This window comes from Acinetobacter lwoffii (genome assembly GCF_024129595.1).
GTDB classification, from domain to species: Bacteria; Pseudomonadota; Gammaproteobacteria; order Pseudomonadales; family Moraxellaceae; genus Acinetobacter; species Acinetobacter lwoffii_O.
This window is the reverse complement of the sequence record NZ_JAMXXS010000006.1, coordinates 1-24,854: the sequence shown is the minus strand read 5'-3', so window position 1 is coordinate 24,854 and position 24,854 is coordinate 1. Positions and strand designations below refer to the sequence as shown.

23 protein-coding genes and 1 tRNA gene are annotated in these 24,854 nt (G+C 43.5%); 6 read left to right on the top strand and 18 right to left on the bottom strand.

What is annotated here, in order from left to right; all coding sequences use genetic code 11:
• Window positions 1-112 precede the first annotated feature (112 nt).
• Window positions 113-805 carry a DsbA family oxidoreductase gene (locus tag NI466_RS04860; RefSeq protein ID WP_004647323.1) on the top strand — a complete coding sequence of 231 codons (693 nt, stop codon included), beginning with the start codon at window positions 113-115 and terminating at the stop codon, window positions 803-805.
• 67 nt (window positions 806-872) lie between these two features.
• Here the strand turns inward: NI466_RS04860 and NI466_RS04855 are convergent, their stop codons facing one another.
• The gene (locus tag NI466_RS04855; RefSeq protein WP_004278594.1) at window positions 873-1,073 is read right to left on the bottom strand and encodes a dodecin family protein; all 201 of its coding nucleotides are present in this window, start codon (window positions 1,071-1,073) and stop codon (window positions 873-875) included.
• Window positions 1,074-1,483: 410 nt separating this feature from the next.
• Here NI466_RS04855 and NI466_RS04850 point away from each other — a divergent pair, with 410 nt between their 5' ends.
• The 4 genes from NI466_RS04850 to NI466_RS04835 all read left to right on the top strand — a co-directional run bounded on the left by NI466_RS04850 (window position 1,484) and on the right by NI466_RS04835 (window position 4,702).
• Window positions 1,484-1,651: a hypothetical protein gene (locus NI466_RS04850; protein ID WP_004647322.1), complete on the top strand. Its 168-nt coding sequence runs from the start codon at window positions 1,484-1,486 to the stop codon at window positions 1,649-1,651.
• 252 nt (window positions 1,652-1,903) lie between these two features.
• A complete protein-coding gene (locus tag NI466_RS04845; protein ID WP_004647321.1) occupies window positions 1,904-2,083 on the top strand; it encodes a hypothetical protein in 180 nt (59 codons plus the stop codon).
• 10 nt (window positions 2,084-2,093) lie between these two features.
• Window positions 2,094-3,500 carry a hypothetical protein gene (locus NI466_RS04840; RefSeq protein WP_253172935.1) on the top strand — a complete coding sequence of 469 codons (1,407 nt, stop codon included), beginning with the start codon at window positions 2,094-2,096 and terminating at the stop codon, window positions 3,498-3,500.
• A 92-nt stretch (window positions 3,501-3,592) separates the two neighbouring features.
• Window positions 3,593-4,702 carry a hypothetical protein gene (locus NI466_RS04835; RefSeq protein WP_253172933.1) on the top strand — a complete coding sequence of 370 codons (1,110 nt, stop codon included), beginning with the start codon at window positions 3,593-3,595 and terminating at the stop codon, window positions 4,700-4,702.
• A gap of 81 nt (window positions 4,703-4,783) precedes the next feature.
• Here NI466_RS04835 and NI466_RS04830 read toward each other — a convergent pair whose 3' ends face one another.
• The 6 genes from NI466_RS04830 to NI466_RS04805 form a co-directional block, all read right to left on the bottom strand.
• The gene (locus NI466_RS04830; protein WP_253172931.1) at window positions 4,784-5,047 is read right to left on the bottom strand and encodes a hypothetical protein; all 264 of its coding nucleotides are present in this window, start codon (window positions 5,045-5,047) and stop codon (window positions 4,784-4,786) included.
• A 194-nt stretch (window positions 5,048-5,241) separates the two neighbouring features.
• Entirely contained in the window at window positions 5,242-7,161 is a 1,920-nt protein-coding gene (gene htpG, locus NI466_RS04825; RefSeq protein WP_071851076.1) for a molecular chaperone HtpG, read from the bottom strand.
• 163 nt (window positions 7,162-7,324) lie between these two features.
• Window positions 7,325-7,669, bottom strand: coding sequence for a lysozyme inhibitor LprI family protein (locus NI466_RS04820; RefSeq protein WP_004647317.1), 345 nt, complete (start codon window positions 7,667-7,669; stop codon window positions 7,325-7,327).
• A 175-nt stretch (window positions 7,670-7,844) separates the two neighbouring features.
• Window positions 7,845-8,435 carry an OmpW/AlkL family protein gene (locus NI466_RS04815; RefSeq protein ID WP_071851079.1) on the bottom strand — a complete coding sequence of 197 codons (591 nt, stop codon included), beginning with the start codon at window positions 8,433-8,435 and terminating at the stop codon, window positions 7,845-7,847.
• Window positions 8,436-8,766: 331 nt separating this feature from the next.
• On the bottom strand, window positions 8,767-10,131 hold the full coding sequence (locus NI466_RS04810) for a Na+/H+ antiporter family protein (protein ID WP_005095288.1): 1,365 nt from the start codon (window positions 10,129-10,131) through the stop codon (window positions 8,767-8,769).
• Between the two features lie 100 nt (window positions 10,132-10,231).
• The gene (locus NI466_RS04805; protein WP_253172929.1) at window positions 10,232-11,113 is read right to left on the bottom strand and encodes an alpha/beta fold hydrolase; all 882 of its coding nucleotides are present in this window, start codon (window positions 11,111-11,113) and stop codon (window positions 10,232-10,234) included.
• Window positions 11,114-11,230: 117 nt separating this feature from the next.
• On the opposite strand from NI466_RS04805, the gene NI466_RS04800 reads away from it, so the two are divergent.
• Window positions 11,231-11,725: a DUF4442 domain-containing protein gene (locus NI466_RS04800; protein ID WP_216986616.1), complete on the top strand. Its 495-nt coding sequence runs from the start codon at window positions 11,231-11,233 to the stop codon at window positions 11,723-11,725.
• 57 nt (window positions 11,726-11,782) lie between these two features.
• Here NI466_RS04800 and NI466_RS04795 read toward each other — a convergent pair whose 3' ends face one another.
• From NI466_RS04795 to NI466_RS04745, 11 genes are all read right to left on the bottom strand, one after another.
• Complete coding sequence (locus tag NI466_RS04795) at window positions 11,783-12,148, bottom strand: glycine zipper domain-containing protein (protein WP_005108070.1); 366 nt, start codon at window positions 12,146-12,148, stop codon at window positions 11,783-11,785.
• A gap of 204 nt (window positions 12,149-12,352) precedes the next feature.
• Window positions 12,353-16,543 (bottom strand): DNA-directed RNA polymerase subunit beta', encoded by a 4,191-nt coding sequence (rpoC, locus tag NI466_RS04790; protein ID WP_004278609.1) that lies wholly within the window; start codon window positions 16,541-16,543, stop codon window positions 12,353-12,355.
• Window positions 16,544-16,694: 151 nt separating this feature from the next.
• Window positions 16,695-20,783, bottom strand: a complete 4,089-nt coding sequence (gene rpoB, locus NI466_RS04785) for a DNA-directed RNA polymerase subunit beta (protein ID WP_071851069.1) — start codon at window positions 20,781-20,783, stop codon at window positions 16,695-16,697.
• A 306-nt stretch (window positions 20,784-21,089) separates the two neighbouring features.
• Window positions 21,090-21,455 (bottom strand): 50S ribosomal protein L7/L12, encoded by a 366-nt coding sequence (gene rplL / locus NI466_RS04780; RefSeq protein ID WP_004278611.1) that lies wholly within the window; start codon window positions 21,453-21,455, stop codon window positions 21,090-21,092.
• A 48-nt stretch (window positions 21,456-21,503) separates the two neighbouring features.
• Window positions 21,504-22,010, bottom strand: coding sequence for a 50S ribosomal protein L10 (rplJ, locus tag NI466_RS04775; RefSeq protein WP_004278612.1), 507 nt, complete (start codon window positions 22,008-22,010; stop codon window positions 21,504-21,506).
• Window positions 22,011-22,334: 324 nt separating this feature from the next.
• Window positions 22,335-23,030, bottom strand: coding sequence for a 50S ribosomal protein L1 (gene rplA, locus NI466_RS04770; RefSeq protein ID WP_004278613.1), 696 nt, complete (start codon window positions 23,028-23,030; stop codon window positions 22,335-22,337).
• A 3-nt stretch (window positions 23,031-23,033) separates the two neighbouring features.
• Entirely contained in the window at window positions 23,034-23,462 is a 429-nt protein-coding gene (gene rplK, locus NI466_RS04765; protein ID WP_004278614.1) for a 50S ribosomal protein L11, read from the bottom strand.
• Between the two features lie 119 nt (window positions 23,463-23,581).
• Window positions 23,582-24,115 carry a transcription termination/antitermination protein NusG gene (gene nusG, locus NI466_RS04760; protein ID WP_004278615.1) on the bottom strand — a complete coding sequence of 178 codons (534 nt, stop codon included), beginning with the start codon at window positions 24,113-24,115 and terminating at the stop codon, window positions 23,582-23,584.
• 7 nt (window positions 24,116-24,122) lie between these two features.
• Entirely contained in the window at window positions 24,123-24,563 is a 441-nt protein-coding gene (secE, locus tag NI466_RS04755; protein ID WP_004278617.1) for a preprotein translocase subunit SecE, read from the bottom strand.
• 74 nt (window positions 24,564-24,637) lie between these two features.
• A tRNA-Trp gene (locus NI466_RS04750) sits at window positions 24,638-24,713 on the bottom strand.
• Window positions 24,714-24,765: 52 nt separating this feature from the next.
• On the bottom strand, window positions 24,766-24,854 hold an 89-nt coding region (locus NI466_RS04745), incomplete at its 5' end, for an EF-Tu C-terminal domain-related protein (RefSeq protein WP_445585614.1).

Genomic DNA, 24,854 nt, shown 5'->3' with positions numbered 1-24,854 from the left:
TTTTATTTATCCTGCCGATCTGCTGTAGAAATACACTTCTGATGCTCAAGGGCTTTAAATTCTGATTCTTCACCCTCATACTTGAACACAAGAGCAAAATTAGAGACATGACATGCGCGTAGATATCTGGTCAGATGTGGTTTGCCCCTTCTGCTATATTGGTAAAAAACGTTTAGAAGCTGCTGCACAAGAAGCAGGTATTGAGCTAGAAGTACATTGGCACAGTTTCCAGCTCGATCCTGAAGCACCGGTACGTCAGGAAGTCTCCAACTCTGAGCGTCTGGCGCAAAAATATGGCCGCACCGTGGCAGAAGTCGAAGAGATGCAGCGCAATATTGCTGAAATGGCCAAAGCCGAAGGTATTGAATTTAACTGGGAAGGTGCCAATTCAGGCAATACCTTTAATGCGCATCGCCTGATTCACCTGGCGCAAAGCAAAGGTTTGGGCAATGAAGCACAGGAAGCGTTCTTCTATAGCTATATGACCCAAGGTCTGGCGATTGGAGAACGTGAAACACTGGAAGATGTCGCAGCGCGTATTGGCCTGAATCCGGTCGAAGTCGATGACCTGTTGGATTCGGAAGAATATGCTGATTTCGTCAAATTCGATCAGGAAGTCGCACATGAACAACTCAAAGTGACCGGTGTACCTTTCTTTGTTTTTGATCAACGTGTGGCATTGGCAGGCGCGCAGCCTAAAGAAGTTTTCCTGCAAGTATTTGAAAAAGCGCTCGATACATCAACCAACAGTCAGGCAGCACAGTGCTCACCAGAAACGTGTGACACGCCAGACCAAGCTAAATAAAACAACGTTCAATAAAAAAACCCCATTTTAAATGGGGTTTTTTTATTTGTTATTGAATGGCATTCGCTTAATCAACCAGAAAACTAATTTTTAAATTGACACGATATTCCGTGATTTTATTTTCTTTAATGACAACCTTCTGTTCATTGATCCAAGCACCTTGTACATTTTTGACCGTTTCTGTGACTTTTTGAATGCCCGTTTGAATCGCATCTTCAAAGCTTTTATTGCTGCTTGAATTGACTTCTACCACTTTTGCAATTGCCATAATAAAACTCTCAGCATGAAAATGAATGGAATTCCATCTTAGTCCATTCTCAGAAGATTGCAGCAGCCCGTAAACAAGCGATAGCAAAAACTTACATGGATTGAACAAAGCTCGAAATTCAATCTTAAATTGGCAGATCAAAAACACATCGCCGCTTGTTTTGGCACTCGATCAAGTCCAGATTCTCATCGCCAAAACAAAGCATAAAGTCCTGTAAAATCATAAAAATCAAACTAGAGTAAATACACTAATTTATTGTTTTATAGAGTAATTTATCTAAAATTTACTGCCTGAATTTGCCGAATCTATCATTTTATATTAAGTCTTATTTGCTATTATTTCACCCGAATTAAGTTTAAATATTCTCCTCTGTTCAAGTCATTGAACACTCTGATATTAAAGGTCATCCTATGAATGCTCTTAAATTTGCTTTCGCTGCAACCGTTATGGCTTTTTCTGTTCAAGCGTCTGCACAAATGGCGCAAGTGGTTCATCTGCCAGACTTTCCAGCGACTAAAGCACCTGCTGAAACAGTAAATACAGATGCTGCGACTGTAGCAACTGAAAAAACGGCTTAATGCAAAACTGTTTTGCATTAAAACAGGCTGATTGATTCAGCCTGCTTTTTTTATCATATTGAACACATTCTGTGTAAAAGATGCACAACTCTCAAAAATATCGACTATTTCCTACTCTCATTTTTTCTATTGATTTTTATCACTTTTAATTAAAAAATTTGTTTATAAAACACTCAAAATAGATCACTATTTTATGTGATCTCTGCTTATAATTGCAGCAATATAAATAGATTAATGATAAGAAAATTTTTTATGCATGAACTTCAGGCATTGGTACAGGGCAAAATTCCGCCTCAGTCAGTTTCTATTGATTATTTAATTGAAATGGCAGAAAGCTATACAGACTCGAATTCTGCTGAATACAGACTGGTCGAGCTGGCGGTTAACATTGTACTGGCACAAACCCTGGATAAAGCACTGAAACATCTCTAGAGATCAAAAAATGAATGCTTTAGAAAAAGCACACTTAATTAAAGAATTACATGGACTGGCGCAGCAACTGGAGCATAAAGTCCTGCCTTTCTATGAAATTGCCCGTTCTAAAAAAAGGATACGCGATATTTTTAATCTGTGTGATGAGCCTATTTTCAAGACCCAGATTTCAGCATTTAAGGCCCGCACTCAACCTGAACTTGTTGCTTACCAATTTTCTGCTAATACGTCTTATCATCTAAGCTTTCGTGGCTATTTCACCGAAATCTTGGCGCTGGAACAAGCATTGTCTGCCCATCCGGATTCAGGCTGGGCAGTTTTACATCATCCTGAACGTGGCTGGCAAATCTGGCTGATTCCGATTCCCCAATCTCCTTCCTTGCACAGCCAATGGGCTGAACTGCAACACTGTTATATCTGGCTGTTGCAACAACAGCAGCAATTTTCTTGTCTGCAACAGGATCCCCCCTTGATCGTTCCTGCCTTATCCTTAAACGAAGCTGAAACCAGCTGCAATTCTGTGGAAACAACCAAATATCATCGGGGACGGCCGCGCGCAAGAATCCATGCATTAGAACTACGCCGCCCAGATGAGTCAACCAATCAGATACTGACTGAACCCAAGGAACTAAATCCTCAACTAAAAGCTGAAATGACAATAACGAAAATTCCGCAAGAACAGATCACAGTCTCCGAATTGATTCAATTCCCTGCACAGATTCAACTAGGTGAACTAAACGCCCATGTATACCCTTTAGGCTTAGAAGAAACCAATATCCAGCGGCTCTGTGCTTTAGAAATGACTGAGAATATCGAGCATCCTGCCTATTTGGATATCGCACTGTATTATGCAGCAGAAGATAATTGGCAGGCACGTCAGGTTTATTTGGTTGAACAACTGAATCTGCAAGGCCAGTTTGTTAAATATCTGATGCTCTTAGGGGTACCGAGTCAGTTGCAGGCTCACTATTGTATTCAACATTGGCTTACCCACCATCAACGCCAGGCTGCTGCGATTAAATCACTGGCCTGGTCTGTTATAAGCATCAGGTTCATGCAACTCGAGCTTTTTTCAACGGCTTACTTGCAGCAGGCTGAAACAGTCTGGACAAAGCCAGATTACCATCCTTTTATACCCGCCCAGTTTATTCAGAAGCAGAAATTTATTTCGTTCAAAGAAGCTGCTGCTAATTTTTCTACTCCAGTGCTCTTGCTACAGGAACATCAAAAAATTCGAGTGATTCATGGTGAAAAACGCATCTCTCTGGCAGAGGATGAGCTGGCCTATCCACACATCTTGCTGCAACGCGACAAACAGCTAAATTGGCAGAATATTCACAATATTATTTTAACAATGCCGCAACCCATTCGGGTATTAGAGCTTTATCGGGAAATTCAGACTCAAATGATTGAATAATTGCTGTTATTTTGTAGCTTTAACTTGCTTTTTAAGGCGTTTTTTTAGAAAACTACAGCTGAATATAAGAATACAAGAGCAACAAATATCTCATGCAAATAAACAGGATTACTCAAATTTTACTGCTCTCTCTGGGCTTAGGAATGAGTGGTAGCATGTCTTGGGCAAATTCAGTCACAGCTGCTTCTGCCAGTTCAACAAATACAGAGCCAAGCCGATCAGGCTTGCTGGATCAGATTCCACGTTTGATCGATGCAACACCGACGGTTCTGCCAGAGCAATCAAGTGTCGCCATCGTTCCATCCACACTAGAGACAGAAAATTATTCATGGGCGGATCAAAAACAGAAAGGCATCCGCGAATGGGCTGATCGTACTGCACATAAAATTGATAACTGGTTTGGTGAAACCGATCCGGATCAGCCAGCTGCAGCCACATTACGGATCATTTTAGATAATCGCTGGGATGAATATGAAGGCTATGAGATTAAACCCCGAATCCGCGGCAAGATCAAACTTCCAACCTTGGAACAAAAGCTGAGTGTGGTTTTTGGTGATGACAGTCTGGACAATGAATTAGACAGCAATGTCGCGATTACCAATGAAAATCCTGCCACTTCCGGAGATAAACGTCTGGATACTAAACGTGCACGTGAAGATAACAGCTCTTTTGCCTTACGTTGGTCTGAATGGTCAGATCGTATTCCTTTCGAAACCGATCTGGATCTGGGCTTACGTTCTGGCGATGATATTTATCTGCGTGTCAAAGCCAGTAAGGACTGGACACTAGAAAATGACTACTCTTTTCATGCCGAACAGATTTATCGCTATGGCATTCAAAGTGAAAACTATTTACGGACCAACTTGGAACTAATCCACGCCCGTCCCAATCAGGCCTTTTTCTCCAATCAGCTCAGTCTGACTTATGCAGATGAACAAGACGACGATCTGACCTGGGACAACTACACCTTTAGGCAACATCAGTTTTTTCAGGACAACCGTTTTAGTTACGGCATTTATACCGGTGGTTATCTAAATGACAAGGATCTGCGTCTTAACCGCTGGGGTCCCTATGTGTCGTGGAGACAACCTTTTTTACGTGAATGGTTTTTTGTCCAGACCGACCTGAACTACCTGAATGATCATCGCGAGGATCGTGACCACTATGTCGGGGCTTTGGTACGTTTAGAAGCATTGTTTTAAACTGAATGATGGTGGAAAATATAAAAGCCCATCATTCATGGGCTTTTTTCAATATTACTGAGGCAATCAGCGCGGTAATTATTAGCTGGTTTTATTCAAGATAATACGATCACTGCGTAGCACTCGTTTTTGCTGTAATGAAGGTTGCTCCATCACTGGCATATTGAAGCGAATACGATCGCTATGTTGCACACGTTGTAGTTTTGCTGTCTCTACTTTCGCAACTTTATAAAAACTGATTCGATCTGTGCGTACCATTTTTTCTGCAGCAGGTGCCGCTAGACTAACTTGGCTCATCGACATCAGGATTACAGCGCCCATACTGATCATCAGCTTAAATTTCATAACATTCTCTCTCTTTGCTTTATAATCGTAATTATAAATTAAAAATTAATTAGTAATCCAAAATATAGATTTATGATTCGAAGGTATTTTTTTATCCTGTCTATCGTTTTTCCAGATCATTTCTAGAATTGAAAAATGAAGCAGACATAAAAAATCCCTCCTAAGAGGGATTTTCTCATTCAATACATCAGCACTTAAGCAAGCAGCAAACTATTAATTCGCTTGACATATTCAGCAGGATTTTCTGGTAATCCACCTTCTGCAATCACCGCCTGGTCAAAGATCACATTGGCCAGATCATCAAACTGCGCCGAGCCATCCAGTTTTTTCACCAACGGATGTTCCGGGTTAATTTCCAGAATCGGCTTGATATCCGGCACAGGCTGACCCGCATCTTTCAGCATACGAATCAGCTGCGGAGACAACTCACCTTCGCCCGTCACCAGACAAGCCGGAGAATCGACCAGACGCGTCGTCACCCTTACTTCCTTGGTCTTGTCTTTGAGTGAGTCTGTGAGCTTATCCACCACCGGTTTAAACTCTAAGGCAGCTGCTTCAAGTGCTTTTTTCTCTTCGGCATCCTGAAGGTCACCCAAGTCCACTGCACCCTTAGACACGTTTTGCAACGGCGTACCATCGAACTCATTCACAAAGTTCATCGCCCATTCATCTACGCGTTCAGTCATTAACAGAACTTCAATGCCTTTTTTCTTGAACAATTCCAGCTGTGGTGAATTCTTCGCAGCATTCAGGCTATCTGCAGTCACATAATAGATGGCTTTTTGGCCCTCTTGCATACGTGCTTTATAGTCTGCCAATGACGTGCTGACTTCATCATTGGTCGACGTTGCATAACGTAGCAGTTTCAAGATACGTTCACGGTTACTGAAATCTTCACCCAGACCTTCTTTCAATACTGAAGCAAATTCCTGATAGAAAGTCTTAAAGTTTGCCTGATCTTTTTCATCTTCAGATTTAGCCAGATTATCCAAAATGGTCAGGATACGGCGGGTATTGCCTTCACGGATGGTTTTTACATCACGGCTTTCTTGCAGTAATTCACGACTCACGTTCAATGGCAGATCGGCACTGTCCACCACACCCTGTACAAAGCGCAGATAGTTTGGAATCAGGTTATCTGCATCATCCATAATGAACACGCGTTTCACATACAGTTTGATACCCGCTTTGGATTCACGGGTGAAAATATCATGTGGCGCTTTGCTTGGAATATATAATAACTGGGTATATTCAGTGCTGCCTTCCACCCGATTATGCGCCCAAGCCAATGGCGCTGCGAAATCATGGCTTAAGTTCTTGTAGAACTCGACATACTGCTCTTCAGTGATTTCAGACTTGTTACGAGTCCATAATGCGCTGGCCGAGTTAATGGCTTCCCACTCATCGGTTTTGACATACTGGCCACCTTTAGATGTTTCACCTTCAGCCGCTTCTTCTTCCTGCCAGACTTCTTTTTGCATCTGGATTGGCAGGCTGATGTGGTCTGAATATTTATTGATAATCTGCTTCACTTTATAGCTTTGCAGATAATCCAGCGCATCGTCACGTAAGTGCAGAATAATATCGGTACCACGTCCTTGTTTCGTGATCTGTTCAACTTCGAACTCACCAGTACCACCACTGATCCAGCGCACCCCTTCAGAGACATCTGTGCCAGCACGACGCGATTCTACCGTGATCTTGTCAGCCACAATAAAACCGGAATAGAAACCGACACCAAACTGGCCAATTAGCTGGGCATCAGCTTTTTGATCGCCGGTCAGTTTGGACATAAAGTCTTTGGTGCCTGATTTGGCAATAGTCCCTAAATTATCAATGGCTTCCTGCTCGCTCAAGCCAATCCCGTTGTCTGAAATGGTAATGGTTTTATTGTCTGCATCCAGACTGACACGAACGCGCAGATCAGGATCATTTTCATAAAATTCAGGATGGTTAATCCCTTCAAAACGTAATTTGTCACATGCATCTGAGGCATTCGAGATCAATTCGCGTAGGAAAATTTCAGGGTTTGAATAAAGCGAATGGGTCACGAGATGTAGTAACTGAGCCACTTCAGCCTGGAAACTATGTTTTTGTGCGCTAGACTCGCTCATTAATCACTCCTTTTATTTTAAATACAGGTCAATACTGTTGCCTATATGAATGGAGTGAGTTACTAAATTTTCAATAGCCAGTTGTATATTTTTTCTCAAGATATTTTATAAAGGATCTCTTGATCTAAAATGACTTGGATTTGTAAAGGCTTAGGTTTAAGGCTTAATAAGGCCCAAGCTTATAAATACGTTGAAATTGCAGGTCTATTTGCTGCTGACGCATATTATAGACCTGACTCAGACAGGACACAGATTCCTGACAGCGGTCACGGAACTGTAGCCATTTCACCTGATCACGCTGGATCACCGAACGGGTTCCCATAGGCACCATACGGCGTAAAATATGATAGCTGGTACTCATCTTGACATCGGCATCATTGAGCAGACGATGTTCACAAATCGCTTTCTCTGTCACGGTTTCAGCTTTCTGACAATCAAAACTTGCCGCATAGGCAGACCCTGCCAGCAGGCTGAAGAAGATCACAATACCTTGGCTTAAAAACTTCATGCTGATCTTCCTTATTATTCAATTATTAAGTCGTATTCAATTAATATTTACTTTATTCGTTTTAATATAGTTGAACATTGCCGATCTGCTCAATTTCAATAAGTTATAAATCGTTGTTATTTTGAAAAAAAAGCCTCATTCAAGATGAGGCTTTTTTGTTGAGCAAGGCTAGAATTTAGAACTTGTAGCTATAACCGATCGTGTAAACCCAAGGATCAATATTCAAGTCGAATTTAGTATTATCAGCATCATCTAATGTCACTTCAGGACTCAAATCTGCATAGCGCACGTCAGCAAATACCCCCCAGTTTTTGGCATCGGCTGGCTGATAATTAAAACCGACCTGACCTGCCAAACCAAATTCCTCTTTCACATCTTTAGCCAGACCTTCTTCATCCCAAGCAATAAAAGCTGTGCCACCTACACCAATATATGGCGTAAAGCGTGTTGCATTTTTAAAGTGATATTTAGCGGTAATAGTTGGTGGAAGATGTTTAATCTTGGCAATTTTCCCTAGACCCTGAGCAGAAATGTCATGGTTAAACGGGGTAGCCAATAATAATTCTGCCGAGATATTGTCATTAAAGAAGTATTCGACTGAAGGCGTAAAACCATATTCTTGATCTGCTTCTACGATTAAACCTGGTGCAATTTCAGTGTCACTTGATGGTGCTAAAGAGCTGGCACCAACTTTCACCTGCCATTGACCTGCCATCGCAGATGCAGAAAGACCCATTAATGCAATTAGAGCAGCTTGCTTTAACATTTTAAAATACCCCATAGGAAGAATAATTATTAAGGAAATAAATCTTAATTAATAATAAACACGAGGAAAAATAATATGCAATAAGGATTATAAAACTAATTTTTAATTATTATTTAAAATACTGATTTAAAAAGTAATTTATTTTAAATTGACTAGATTGGTTGGTTTTAAATACCAAGTATATTAATCAGATAAATATGAATTTATTCAGAGTAAAATAATCAGGTTTATATTAATTTTTATTTAAATATATATTTTAAATACATCTTATAATTTATTTTAAATCTAGGCAAATCTGCTCCGATTTATATCAGAGCAGATTAAAAAGGACTTACAGAACCATGGCTGCAATCCAGCCAAAGATGATAAGCGGAATATTAAAATGAATGAAGGTTGGAACCACACTATCCTTCATATGGTCATGCTGACCATCCATATTCAGACCAGATGTTGGGCCTAGAGTTGAATCTGACGCTGGAGAGCCGGCATCGCCTAAAGCCGCCGCAGTCCCGATAATCGCAATGGTCGCCGCAGGGCTGAAACCAAACTGGATACACAGCGGAACATAAATAATCGCCAGAATGGGAATGGTTGAGAAAGACGAACCAATGCCTAGGGTAATTAGCAAACCAATCAACAGCATCAGGAAGGCAGCCAATGCCTGGCTATCACCAATCCAGTTCACTGATGCTTCAACCAAGGTTGGTACCTGATTAGTCGCTTCAATCACCGCGGCAAAGCCTTGTGCCGCAATCATGATAAAGCCAACCAGCGCCATCATGCGCATACCGGTAATGATCACATCATCCGCTTCTTTCCATTTAAAGATCCCGGCACAACTCAGGATCGCGACACCGACCAGACCAGCCAGAATCATCGAGTCTGAATAAAGCTGTACCGCCAATGTGGCAATAACTGCAAGACCTGCCATCCAGATGGTAAATTTGGCAATCTGCGGTTTAACCTGTTCAGCCACACCCAGTTCAGCAGAAATACTTTGCTGCTCTTGGACATGAATATCTTGATATTGGCGTGGTTTGCGATAGCTAATAAAGATCGCCACCAATAAGCCCACAAACATACCGAATACTGGAATTGCCATCGCAGATGGAATCTGGTCATAGCTAATTTCAAATCCATATGGCTTACCAAAAGTATTGATGTTATGACCCAGAATATCATTCAGGAAGATGGCACCAAAACCGACCGGAATCAGCATATAGGTGCCTACCAGACCAAAGGTCAGCAAACAGGCAATCAAACGACGGTCGAGCTTTAAGTGGTTAAATACAGCCAATAGTGGCGGAATCAGTACCGGAATAAAGGCAATATGCACGGGAATGACGTTCTGCGAGAACACGGCAGCAATAGCAACTGTGAAAAAGATCAGATATTTCACCCGGTTTTGCGCTTTAAAATCGGCCTCACCTTTTAAGGTACTGATCATTTTATAAGCCAGTAAATCCGGTAAACCCGAACGTGCCAGAGCCAAAGCAAATGCACCTAAAATACCGTAAGCCAAGGCAATTTTAGCACCACCACCCAAGCCATTGTTAAACGCATCCAAGGTTCCCTGCAGGCCTAGACCTGCCAATAAACCACCTGTAACAGCACCAATGACCAGGGCAAAAACCACAGGTACACGTGCCAACGAGAGTCCGAACATGACTCCAATAGCAGCAAGAATTGCGAACATAATGAATCGGAATAGAGAGAAAGCGGCTATTTTATCAGAAAATGCGGATAAAAATTCCGCCACTTTTTTCTGGTCGGGTCATGTTTCGCGGAGTGGCCTGTCAATGAATGTCAGCAGATTTACGCTGAATAAACTCATCAATCAATTGAGCCACTTGCTCCGGTTGACTCAGGATCGCCCAGTGATTGGCAGCCAGTTCTACTTTCGAGAAATCATCCACCCATTTTGACATTTCATCAACCAGATCTGGCCCGACAAACTGGTCATATTTCAGCACAATCGCCTGTACCGGACAGATGGCAAAACGCTGCCGTGGTTGAGCTAAGCGTGGCAAAAAATTGGCCCGATACAGGTTCACACCATATTTGCCATCTTTGACAATATGCGGGTTGAGTGGCAGATCATCGTGTCTTTCCAGTTGCTGCACGATCTTGCCCCAACGCTGCGGATTAAAAAAATTCCAGGCCAACGGCGCCACTAAAGGCAACTGAAACATCGCGATATACCAAGATTTGCTCATTTGCTTTAAAAATTTTGCTTTGTTTTGCTGGAACTGTTCACGCATCCAGAAAGCGGCATGATCCAGACATGGCCCAGATAAGGTGCTATAAGACAGAATTCGCCCTTTAAAGCGTGGATCGGTGACAGATTCCCAGGACTGAATTGAGCCCCAGTCATGCGCAGCCAGATGAAAAGCTCGATTCGGCAATACCTTATTCACCACCTCTTCCAGATCCTGACTTAAACGGGCCAAGCGGTAATCGGAGATTTTTTTGGGAATACTGGACTCACCTGCGCCACGGACATCATAAGTCACAACAAAGTAATCCTGACTCAAATGAGCAATGGCTGGCTCCCAAACTGCCTGATGATCGGGATAGCCGTGAACCAGCACCAATGCCGGTTGTTCGGATTGTCCATAAGTTTTGACACAAAGACGCTGCTGATCCGTGGTATCGACCCATTGCATGTGCATTTCCATCTTTTGATCCTGTTTTTGTTATTGACCACTTAGTTTATAAATCGGCATGATTGATCAATGCCAGCGCATTTTTGTTGCTCTAGTATGCATAATCACAGCCGCAAAAAGAATGTCAGTATGAGCCTATTCCAGAAAATTCAAAAACTGCCTCTGGTTTCAAAATTTATTCTGAACCGCTATGCCCCTTATCGTGGTGCAGGCATTGAAATTGATAAGATTGATTTTAATAATTATCACGTTCGGGTCAAAATGCCGCTGACCCGTAAGAACCAGAATATTGTCGGTGTGCATTTTGGTGGCAGCCTGTATTCAATGGTCGATCCCTTTTATATGTTATTGCTGATGCATCATTTGGGGCCGAAATATCTGGTCTGGGATAAAGGCGCCAGCATTCAGTTTTTGGCACCGGGTCGCGGCACAGTGGTGGCGGACATTCGGATTTCTGCTGAAGAAATTGCCACGATTATCAATCTGGCAGCCGATAATGCGCCAGTGTATCGGCATTATCAGCTGAATATTTATGATGAAGCCGGGGTCAGAATTGCCGAAGTAGAAAAAACGGTATATATCCGGCGTAAACAGAGCAAAGGGAAAATTAACGCTCCTAAATAAGATAAAAGCGCCACATTGGCGCTTTTAAATCTAGATGAATCTGAAGTAACTTTCGACTTAACGACGACGGTTATCCTGTTCAATCGCAGCACCGGCACCACCACCGATTGCACCACCAATTGCAGCACCCGCATTACCACCGAAGATGCTTTTACCGACTGCTGAACCAACAGCACCACCTACACCACTATAGGTCGCATTACGGTTTGAACCGCCTTGGGATTTACTACCTACTGCTGCACCGGCACCACCACCTACAGCTGCACCAACGCCACCGCCGACTTTATTACCGACACCACCACCGACTGCACCACCCAGGGCTGCAGCACCGATCCGTTGCTCATTGGCAGACATACTTTCACAACCCGCCAACATAAAGGTTGAAAGAGTGGCAACTGCCATAACACCCATTAATTTTTTCATGACCTTGGCCTTCCTGTTCTTGCTTTAATTAAGCTTATCTTCATTTTATGAAACTAAAATCTGTAGCGTGTTACTTCTCTCGGTATTCCTGCTGAGTTTTGTAAATATCAATGGATTATTCTTCTGTTCAAGATGTCCTATTTATAAATTTCAGACAAAAAAAAAGACGCCCGAAGGCGTCTCTTTTCTCAACTTTAACTCGAATTAGAATTCTTCGTTAAATGCTTGGCTTAGAGCTTGGTCTACATCAGAGAAGTCATTGTGCAGTTCAAATTCTGCAGCTTCTGCTTCTTGACGACGACGCTCCAGGTGGTAAGCCAAACCTGTACCCGCTGGGATCAGACGACCTACAACCACATTCTCTTTCAAACCGCGTAAATCATCTTCTTTACCTGTTACAGCCGCTTCAGTTAACACACGCGTGGTTTCCTGGAACGATGCAGCAGAGATGAACGAGTCAGTAGAAAGCGATGCTTTGGTAATACCCATCAATTGACGTTCAAACTTCGCAGGGAACTTGTTTTGTGCAAGAACTGCTTGGTTTTCTTGAACAACGCGGATGTAATCCACTTGTTCGCCTTTGATGAAGCTGGTATCGCCACCATCAGTGATATCAACTTTACGCAGCATTTGACGTACGATGACTTCAATATGCTTGTCGTTGATTTTTACACCTTGCAGACGGTATACGTCCTGAACTTCGTTCACGATGTAGTTTGTAAGCGCAACTTCGCCTTTCAAACGTAAGATATCGTGCGGGTTCTGTGGACCATCAGAAATAGTTTCACCACGGTTCACATGTTCGCCTTCGAACACGTTAATGGTACGCCATTTCGGAATCAGCTCTTCATAAATCTCAGAGCCATCATCCGGCGTAATCACCAGACGGTTCTTACCTTTGGTCTCTTTACCAAAGCTTACAACACCCGACACTTCTGCAAGGATTGCATGCTCTTTCGGCTTACGTGCTTCGAACAAGTCAGCTACACGCGGCAGACCACCGGTAATATCACGGGTACGTGAAGTTTCTTGTGGTACACGACCGATGACATCACCGACACCAATCGTTTCGCCATCGCGAACAGAAAGAATCGTGTTCTGTGGCAGGAAGTAGAACTGTTCACCACCATCAACGGTATCCAACACAACAGCAGGACGCAAATCTTTACCTGACGCAGGACGTGAAGTCACTGGCAAGATTTCGATGGTTGACATACCTGTTGCATCATCAGTTTTAGAAGTAACCGTCACGCCATCAGCAATCTGGCTGAAACGTACTTTACCAGCAACTTCTGTTACCAATGGATGTGTATGCGGATCCCAAGTCGCCACAATACCGCCTGCTTCTACAGCTTCGCCATCTTTCAGCAAGATAGAGGCACCGTAAGGCAGTTTATAGCGCTCGCGCTCACGACCTAAATCATCCGCAATACCGATTTCACCTGAACGTGAAGTCGACACCAAATGACCTTTGGCATGTTGTACTGTTTTCACGTTGTGGAAACGTACTGTACCTTGGTTACGAACTTGTACACTGTTTGCAGCAGAAGTTCGGCTCGCAGCACCACCGACGTGGAAGGTACGCATCGTTAACTGTGTACCTGGCTCACCAATCGATTGAGCTGCCATTACACCAACAGACTCACCCGGGTTCACCTGATGACCACGTGCTAGGTCACGACCGTAACATTTCGCACATACACCGAAGGTAGACGCACAGTTCACGACTGAACGTACTTTAATTTCGTCGACACCCTGGCTTTCGATAAACGTCGCCAATTTCTCGTCAATTAACGTATTACGTGGAAGCAGAACTTCGTCTGTACCTACACGTTTCACATCTTCAGCAACCACACGACCCAATACTCGTGCACCCAGGTTTTCGATGACATCGCCACCTTGAATGAACGGAGTCATGACCAGACCGTCATACGTACCACAATCCGGCTCGGTAATGACCAAGTCTTGCGCAACGTCTACCAGACGACGAGTCAAGTAACCAGAGTTCGCAGTCTTCAATGCTGTATCGGCCAAACCTTTACGCGCACCGTGTGTCGAGATGAAGTACTGAAGTACGGTCAAACCTTCACGGAAGTTCGCTTTAATAGGCGTTTCAATGATCGAGCCATCCGGCTTCGCCATCAAACCACGCATACCCGCCAACTGACGAATCTGAGCTGCCGAACCACGGGCACCTGAGTCAGACATCATATAGATCGAGTTGAATGATTTTTGCTTCTCGTCTTCACCCTGTTTGTTTTTAACAGTCGTGAATGACAAGTTGTCCATCATCGCTTTAGCAACCTGGTCATTGGTACGTGCCCAAATATCGACCACTTTGTTATAACGTTCGCCGGCAGTTACGAAACCTTGTTCGAACTGTTGTTCGATTTCACGAACTTCAGCTTCCGCTTTACCAATAATTGCTTGTTTTTGCGGTGGAATAACCATGTCTTCCATACCGACAGATACACCTGAACGCGTCGCTTGACGGAAGCCCAAGTACATCAACTGGTCAGCGAAGATAACAGTATCTTTCAGACCCAATTTACGGTAGCAAGAGTTAATTAACTTCGAGATATTTTTCTTGGTCATCTCAACGTTAATTTGCTGGAAATCCATCCCTTCAGGTACAACTTCCCAAAGCAGGCAGCGACCAGGCGTCGTATCTACAATAATGGTTTGCTGTTCACGGTTACCGTCTTCGTCGATGACAGTCTGGTGTACACGTGCTTTAACGCGAGCGTGTAGATCAACCTGACCTGTTGCTAGTGCACGGTTTACTTCGTGAGTATCCGCGAACACCATGCCTTCACCTTTAGCATTAATTGCATCACGCGTGATGTAATACAAGCCCAAGACAACGTCCTGAGACGGTACGATGATTGGCTCACCATTCGCTGGAGACAAGATGTTATTCGTCGACATCATTAACGCACGAGCTTCAAGCTGAGCTTCAAGTGTTAATGGTACGTGTACCGCCATTTGGTCACCATCGAAGTCGGCGTTAAACGCAGCACATACGAGTGGGTGTAGACGGATCGCTTTACCTTCGATCAGGATCGGTTCAAATGCTTGAAGACCCAGACGGTGAAGTGTTGGCGCACGGTTCAACATTACTGGATGTTGACGAATCACGTGAGCAAGAACGTCCCAAACTTCTGGGGTTTCACGCTCAACCATTTTCTTCGCAGCTTTAATGGTAGTTGCTTGACCAGAAGCTTGTAGTTTCGCGAAAATGAATGGCTTGAACAGTTCAAGTGCCATTTTCTTCGGAAGACCACATTGGTGCAAACGCAGGTTTGGACCAACAGTAATTACCGAACGACCAGAGTAGTCAACACGCTTACCAAGTAAGTTTTGACGGAAACGACCTTGCTTACCTTTGATCATGTCTGCCAAAGATTTAAGCGGACGCTTGTTCGAACCGGTAATTGCACGACCACGACGACCGTTATCTAGCAATGCATCTACAGACTCTTGTAACATACGTTTTTCGTTACGTACGATGATGTCTGGCGCTGCAAGGTCAAGAAGACGCTTCAAACGGTTGTTACGGTTGATCACACGACGATAAAGATCGTTCAGGTCAGAAGTCGCGAAACGACCACCTTCAAGTGGTACAAGCGGACGAAGGTCTGGTGGAAGAACTGGAAGTACAGTTAACACCATCCATTCTGGCTTGTTGTTCGAATCGTTGAATGCTTCCATCAACTTCAAACGCTTAGACGCTTTTTTCAGCTTGGTTTCTGAAGTTGTAACAGGAATTTCTTCACGAAGACGCGCAATTTCAGCTTCAAGATCGATGTCTTTCAACAAGTCTTGAACCGCTTCAGCACCCATTTTCGCTGTGAATTCATCACCGTGTTCTTCTAATGCATTGAAGTATTCTTCATCGTTTAGAAGTTGGTATTTCTCAAATGGAGTCATACCCGGATCGGTCACTACATAAGATTCGAAATACAATACGCGTTCGATATCACGTAGCGTCATGTCTAATAATAGACCGATACGGCTAGGCAATGATTTCAAGAACCAGATGTGTGCAACTGGAGATGCCAGCTCGATGTGACCCATACGCTCACGACGAACTTTCGCAGTTGTTACTTCAACGCCACATTTTTCACAAATGACGCCTTTGTATTTCATACGCTTGTATTTACCACACAAGCATTCGTAATCTTTCACTGGACCAAAGATTTTGGCACAGAACAAACCATCACGTTCAGGCTTGAACGTACGATAGTTAATGGTTTCTGGCTTTTTAACTTCACCGTGAGACCATGACTTAATCATTTCTGGTGACGCAAGACCAATACGGATGCGGTCAAACTCTACTGGAGCATGACCGTCTGAATCCGTCTTTTTGCGCATGATATCGAGCAAGTCTTTCAATTTTTTTCTCCGTGTGTTGTGGAGATTTTCACTCAACAACTGGGTCACAAATATTGTTTTTTAACTGAATTTTAATCCCCCTCAGTCCCCCTTTGTTAAGGGGGAAGCCCTCTTTATCAAAGAGGGGTTTGGGGAGATTCAATGGAACTAATTAGTCACCATTTTTCAGTTCAATGTTGATACCTAAAGAACGGATCTCTTTGGTCAATACGTTGAACGATTCAGGCATGCCCGGGTCCATATAATGGTTGCCATCTACAATGTTCTTGTAGATACGGGTACGGCCTTCAACGTCATCCGATTTCACAGTCAGCATTTCTTGTAGCGTATATGCTGCACCGTAAGCTTCTAGTGCCCAGACTTCCATCTCACCGAAACGCTGACCACCGAATTGTGCTTTACCACCAAGCGGCTGTTGCGTAACTAGAGAGTAAGAACCAGTTGAACGCGCATGCATCTTGTCATCAACCAAGTGGTTCAGTTTCAGCATGTACATGTAACCAACAGTTACCGGACGATCGAAACGCTCACCAGTACGACCATCATATAATACTGTCTGACCAGTACTAGACAGGCCTGCAAGTTGTAACAACTCTTTGATCTGACCTTCTTCAGCACCATCGAATACCGGAGTAGCCAAAGGCACACCAGCACGCAAGTTGCCAGAAAGTTTCAAGATTTCTTCATCAGTCAAGCTATCAAGATCTTCTTGCTCGCCACCAACTTTGTTGTAAATCTTGTCTAGGAAATCACGAAGCTCAAGTACAGTACGTTGCTCTTTCATCATCTTGTCGATTTGATCGCCAAGACCTTTCGCCGCCATACCCAAGTGAGTTTCAAGAATCTGACCCACGTTCATACGCGATGGTACGCCAAGCGGGTTCAATACGATATCAACAGGTACACCGTTGGCATCATGTGGCATGTCTTCTACCGGCAAGATGTTTGATACAACACCTTTGTTACCGTGACGACCCGCCATCTTATCACCCGGCTGGATACGACGTTTTACAGCAAGATAAACTTTAACTACTTTCAATACGCCAGTCGTCAGTTCATCGCCTGTAGAAAGTTTGCGTTTTTTCTCAGCAAATTTCTCGTCAATTTCAAAGCTCTTCTCTTTCAAGAACACTTGAATTTGAGTTAAACGCTCAGCAATTGCTTCATCAACTGGCTGAATTTCAAGAAGATCAACAAGCTCTAAACCAGACAACACATCTTCAGACAGTTTGTCGCCACGTTTAGTTGTACCGCCACCATTCGACTCTTGGCCATTCAGTAGACGGATTACACGTTCACGTGCAGCTTCTTCAAAGATTTTGAATTCTTCTTTCAAGTCTTTACGGTATGCATCTAACTGCGCTTTTTCAATTGCTTGAGCACGTTCGTCTTTTTCAAGACCGTCACGTGTAAACACTTGAACGTCAATCACTGTACCTTTGGTACCTGATGGAACACGTAGAGATGAGTCTTTTACGTCAGCCGCTTTTTCACCGAAGATTGCACGTAGCAATTTTTCTTCCGGAGTAAGCTGTGTTTCACCTTTAGGGGTTACTTTACCAACCAGGATATCACCAGCAGTTACTTCAGCACCGATGTAAACGATACCTGACTCGTCCAGTTTAGACAGAGCAGCTTCACCTACGTTTGGAATATCAGCAGTGATTTCTTCCGCACCCAGTTTGGTATCACGTGCAACACATGACAATTCCTGGATATGAATAGACGTTAAACGGTCTTCCTGAAGTACACGCTCAGATAACAAGATCGAGTCTTCGTAGTTGTAACCATTCCAGGTCATAAACGCAACGCGCATGTTTTGACCCAATGCCAGCTCACCGCCATCTGTTGATGGACCATCAGCCAGTACATCACCACGACCTACTTTATCGCCCAGGTTCACAAGAACTTTCTGGTTGATACAAGTGTTCTGGTTCGAACGGGTGTATTTGATCAGGTTGTAGATATCTACACCTGCTTCACCTGCGATCATTTCGTCTTCATTCACACGAATTACGACACGAGACGCATCAACAAACTCGATACGACCACCACGCTGAGCGATCACACATACACCTGAGTCATGTGCTACGTTCGCTTCCATACCGGTACCAACAAGCGGCTTGTCAGCAATCAACGTCGGAACTGCCTGACGTTGCATGTTCGAACCCATTAATGCACGGTTGGCATCATCGTGTTCTAGGAATGGAATCAGTGATGCTGCTACAGATACGACCTGCTGAGCAGATACATCCATATGCGTTACTTTTTCAGGAGGAATACGTACGAAGTCACCCTGATGACGAACAGATACAAACTCTTCTGTTAAATTACCATCTTTATCCATTGCAGAATCGGCCTGTGCAATGACAGTGCCTACTTCTTCAATCGCAGACAGGTATTCAACTTCATCTGTTACACGACCATCAACAACTTTACGGTATGGGGTTTCCAGGAAACCAAAGTTGTTACATTTCGCATAAACAGAAAGCGAGTTGATCAAACCAATGTTTGGACCTTCCGGTGTTTCAATTGGACATACACGACCGTAATGCGTTTGATGTACGTCACGTACTTCAAAGCCTGCACGTTCACGCGTCAAACCGCCGGGACCAAGCGCAGAAACACGACGTTTGTGCGTAATCTCAGATAACGGGTTGTTTTGGTCCATAAACTGAGACAACTGGCTTGAACCAAAGAATTCTTTGATTGCAGCAGCAACAGGTTTCGCATTGATCAAATCTTGCGGAGACAGGTTGTCAGTTTCAGCTTGCGATAGACGCTCTTTAACAGCACGTTCAACACGAACCAGACCTACACGGAATTGGTTTTCTGTCATTTCACCAACAGAACGAACACGACGGTTACCCAGGTGATCGATATCATCGACTTCACCTTTACCGTTACGGATTTCAACTAATGTTTTCAATACATCAGTGATATCTTCGTTCGAGAGAATGCCTTCAACTTCACGTGACTTCTGGTCTGTACCGACTTCGTAAGGACGACCCAAACGACGGTTGAACTTCATACGACCGACTGGAGACAAGTCATAACGTTCAGAAGAGAAGAACAAATTATTGAATAAGTTTTCAGCAGCTTCTTTTGTTGGTGGCTCGCCCGGACGCATCACTTTGTAGATTTCTACCAATGCTTCTTCACGACTAGTCGTTGTATCTGCACGTAGAGAATCTGCAACGAATGAACCGCGGTCGATATCATTGGTGAACAGAATATTGAATTGCTTCACGCCGCCTTCTGCAATTTTCACCATGATTTCATGGCTTAATACAGTATTGGCTGCAATCACATCACCATCTTTTAATGGGATGTCTTCAGCAGTGATACGCTCATATAGGTACTCATCTGGCACTGCAAGTTTTTCAAGACCTGAAGCTTCCATTTGACGTACATGACGCGCATTGATACGTTTACCTTGCTCAACAATTGCCTTGCCATCCTTGTCCAGGATGTCAAATTGCGCCATTTCGCCACGCAGACGTTCAGGCACCAGGTCAATCTGGTAGCTACCCATGTCAAGATACACAGGTACTTTCTCGTAGAACATATCGAGAATGTTTTCGTTGCTATAACCCAAGGCACGAAGTACCACAGTCGCAAGCAATTTACGACGACGGTCAATACGTACATAGACGAGGTCTTTGGCATCGAATTCAAAGTCTAACCATGAACCACGGTAAGGAATGATACGCGCTGAATAAAGGACTTTACCACTTGAGTGAGTCTTGCCTTTATCGTGGTCAAAGAATACGCCTGGTGAACGGTGTAATTGTGACACGATCACACGCTCGGTACCGTTAATTACAAAGGTACCGTTATCCGTCATCAATGGCATTTCGCCCATATAGACTTCTTGTTCACGTACGTCTTTAATTGACTTCGTTTCACGATCTTTCAGGATCAAACGAATTTTTACACGCATTGGTGCTGCATAAGTTGAGCCACGAAGGATACATTCGCGTACATCAAACTCAGGCTTACCAAGACTATACTCAACAAATTCTAAAGCAGCATTGCCAGAATAACTTTCAATAGGAAAAACTGAACGAAATGCGGCTTGGAGACCGATATCTTCGCGGTTTTTTGGTGATTTGCCATCTTGTAAGAATGTTCTGTACGAGTCGACTTGAATCGCGAGCAAGTACGGAGCATCCATGACGCTAGGCAATTTACCAAAATTCTTACGGATCCGTTTCTTTTCGGTATATGAGTATGCCATCTGGAGTCCTCGGAAAGTGTAAACCAAGCCCGCCTGCAGAACGGGCTCAGAAGGAATTACGCTGGCCGATATGGCCACCACTCTTTACAAATGCTGCAATTTTTAGTGGTATTAAAACGCTTATCAATATTTTTTAATGAAAAATATTGGTAAACGTTTGTTCATTATGTTTATTTTCAATTTGTATGATTTTTATATCATGCAAACAAAAATCGAGCCGATTATTGTAACGCAAAAAGGCTGATGACCCAAGAGCCATCAGCCAATTTTTGGAGCCGATTATAAAAAACCGGCTCCCTTAAGAAATTACTTAAGAGTAACTGTAGCACCAGCTTCTTCAAGTTTCTTCTTAAGCTCTTCGCCTTCTTCTTTAGAAACGCCTTCTTTAAGAACTGCAGGAGCGCCTTCAACCATGTCTTTAGCTTCTTTCAAGCCAAGGCCAGTCGCTTCACGAACTGCTTTAATTACAGCAACTTTGTTCGCGCCGAAAGAAGTCAATTCAACATTGAATTCAGTTTGTTCTTCAGCAGCAGCAGCAGCAGGACCAGCAGCAACAGCTACGGCAGCAGCAGATACATTGAATTTCTCTTCGAAAGCAGAGATAAGTTCAACAAGTTCAAGAACAGTTTTTTCAGCAACTGCGTTTAGGATTTCTTCGTTTGTTAAAGCCATGAGATTAACTCCAAATGGGTATTGAATGATGTGTGTTTAAGTTTGAGCTTAAGCAGCTTCTGACTCGTTTTTCTCTTGAAGCGCTGTAAGTAAGCGGCCCAATTTCGAAATAGGAGCTTGAAGAACGTTTGCAAGCATAGTAAGCGCTTTCTCTTGGTTCGGAAGATTCGCGATTACGCTAACTTCTGCACCTTGATAAAGTTTGCCATCAAATGCAGCAGCTTTAAGTTCAAATGCTTTATTAGTTTTAGCGAATTCTTCGAACAAACGTGCAGCAGCACCCATGTCGTCTTCAGAATTCGAGAAAGCTAAGATTGTTGGGCCAACAAGGTTGTCGTTCAAGATATTGAATTGAGTATCTTGAAGAGCACGTTTAGCCAAAGTGTTACGCACGATACGTGTAGTAACACCAAGTTTACGCGCTTCAACACGTAGAGTAGTTAACTGCTCTACAGTCAAACCTTGGTAGTCAGCAACAACAGCAGCAAATGCAGTAGAAGCAACTTCAGCTACTTCAGCTACGATCTGTTTTTTGCCTTCGATAAGAAGAGCCATTGTAAAACCTCCTAACGGTGATTTATGTACTTACGCGAAGTACACTCCCAATTCGCAAGACCATCACTGGACTCACACGCGGAGGATGAACAAATCACACCACCGCGTCTACGCAGGCTGGGCTATTAAGAGAGAAGCATAAAACTCCCCTCGCCCGCGGTCTTTGACGCTGATAAATTTTCATTTACCAATTCAAAGTTTGCCTAAATTATCCCCTCTCCTTTTAGGAGAGGGCTAGGGAGAGGTTTAACCCTCTTCCCGACCTTCTTCCAGAGGGAGAAGGAGACATCTTCAGGGCTTTAAAATTCTGTAATAAGTCGAGACTTATTTAGAAACGTTTGCTACATCAACGATCAAACCAGGGCCCATAGTTGAGCTCAAAGTGATCTTTTGAATGTATACGCCTTTAGACGTAGCAGGTTTCAAACGCTTCAAGTCAGCAACAAGCGCTTCAACGTTTTGACGAACAGCAGCAGCTTCAAAACCTACCTGACCGATCGCAGCATGGATAATACCAGCTTTGTCTACGCGGTAACGTGCTTGACCAGCTTTTGCATTTTTAACTGCAGTAGCAACGTCAGGAGTTACAGTACCCACTTTAGGGTTTGGCATTAAGCCACGTGGACCAAGGATCGTACCAAGTTTACCTACAACGCGCATTGCATCTGGAGCAGCAATTACTACGTCAAAGTCAAGGTTACCCGCTTGGATGCTTTCAGCAAGATCGTCGAAACCAACAACGTCTGCGCCTTCAGCTTTAGCAGCTTCAGCAGCAGCGCCTTGAGCGAATACAGCTACACGTACAGTTTTACCAGTACCTGCAGGAAGTGTAGTCGCGCCACGAACAACTTGGTCAGATTTACGAGGATCAACACCTAGGTTTACCGCGATATCTAGAGATTCTTTGAATTTAGGAGCTGGAAGGCTCTCTAAAACTGCAACAGCTTCTTCTAGCGTGTAAACTTTGTGTGCTTCTACAGCAGCTACAATCGCTTTTTGACGTTTAGTTAATTTAGCCATGTCTTAAAGCTCCACTTCCAAGCCCATAGAACGCGCAGAACCAGCAATGGTACGTACACGTGCGTCTAAATCAGCACCAGTCAAATCTGGTTCTTTAGTAGTCGCAATTTCTTCGATTTGAGCACGAGTCAACTTACCAACTTTAGTTTTGTTAGGTACAGCTGAACCCTTCTGGATACCAGCAGCTTTCTTAAGAAGAACAGCAGCAGGTGGAGTTTTCATGATGAATGTGAACGACTTGTCGTTGTACACAGTGATCACGACTGGAATTGGCAGACCAGCTTCAACTTTTTGTGTAGCAGCATTGAATTCTTTACAGAATGCCATGATGTTCACACCACGTTGACCTAGTGCAGGACCAATCGGTGGAGATGGATTCGCTTTACCAGCTGGAACTTGCAGCTTGATATAGCCGTCAATCTTCTTAGCCATTTCAAATTACCTCTGGGTGCAAACGCCGGTGAAGGCTCCCCAATGATTTCAAGTAACGATACCGTTACAACAACAATGCCTGACTTATAAATAAGTCAGGCGTTTTCAACCCATACAAATTAGACTGATTTTTCGACTTGACGAAATTCCAATTCAACTTGAGTTGGTCGGTTAAATACATTAATGGTCAGCGTTAAACGCGACTTTTCGTACTGAACTTCTTCCACCACACCTTTAAAGTCTGTGAATGGACCGTCAACCACGAGTAATTCTTCGCCCGGTTCAAACATCGTCTTAGGACGAGGCGCTTCACCAGTATTGCGTACACGCGCAAGAATCGCATCTGCTTCTTTTTGCGTAATCGGTGCCGGTTTTTCAGCCGTACCACCAATAAAACCTAAAACTTTTGGACATTCTTTAACAATGTGCCAAGTATCATCATTCATTTCCATTTCGACTAGAACATAGCCAGGAAAGAACTTACGCTCTGATTTACGCTTCTTGCCATCCTTCATTTCTACCACTTCTTCGGTAGGAACAAGGACTTCACCAAAGCTATCGGCAACAGCGCTACGCTGGATTCGATCATTAAGCGAACGCATCACTTGTTTTTCATAACCTGAATAGGCATGAATAATGTACCAACGTTTCATAGCTCTCTTACCCGATAATAAACTTCATTAACCAGCCTAAAATATAATCAAAACACCACAATAAGATAGATGCAATTACGACTACAACAAGAACTTGCCAAGATGTGGACATGGTCTCTTGTTTTGTAGGCCAGGTCACTCGACGCAACTCAATTCGTGCATCTTTCAGCAGACGAATAAAGCCTTTGCCTTGATGGGTGGCGTATAATAAACCGAATGCTGCAACGATACAAGCCAAAATCACCCCAACGCGCACCCAAATATCATTCGCAGGTGCCCAGTACGCTGGTAAATATTGGTTTACCATCATTGCACCAACCAATAAAATCAAGGCGATAACCCATAGAACCATGTCTAATGGAGAACCAGAACTTACATCTACTGCAGGATTATTTCTTTGAGGAATTGCCGCTTCGCCTAATGCGTCGCGTGATTTTTCATTCGACATTTTTGTACTCGTCGTAGGTTTCGCGACTTATTATATGACCAATTTTGCCGACATCAAGCGTCTTTTTAAAAACTTGGCAGGTCAGGAGGGACTCGAACCCCCAACATTCGGTTTTGGAGACCGACGCTCTACCAATTGAACTACTGACCTGCAAAACAACAAGTTGGAGCCTAAACTCCAACCTGCTTGTCTTATTCTATGATTATGCAGTTACTTTAGCAACTACACCAGCACCAACTGTACGACCGCCTTCACGGATCGCAAAACGTAGACCTGGGTCCATTGCGATCG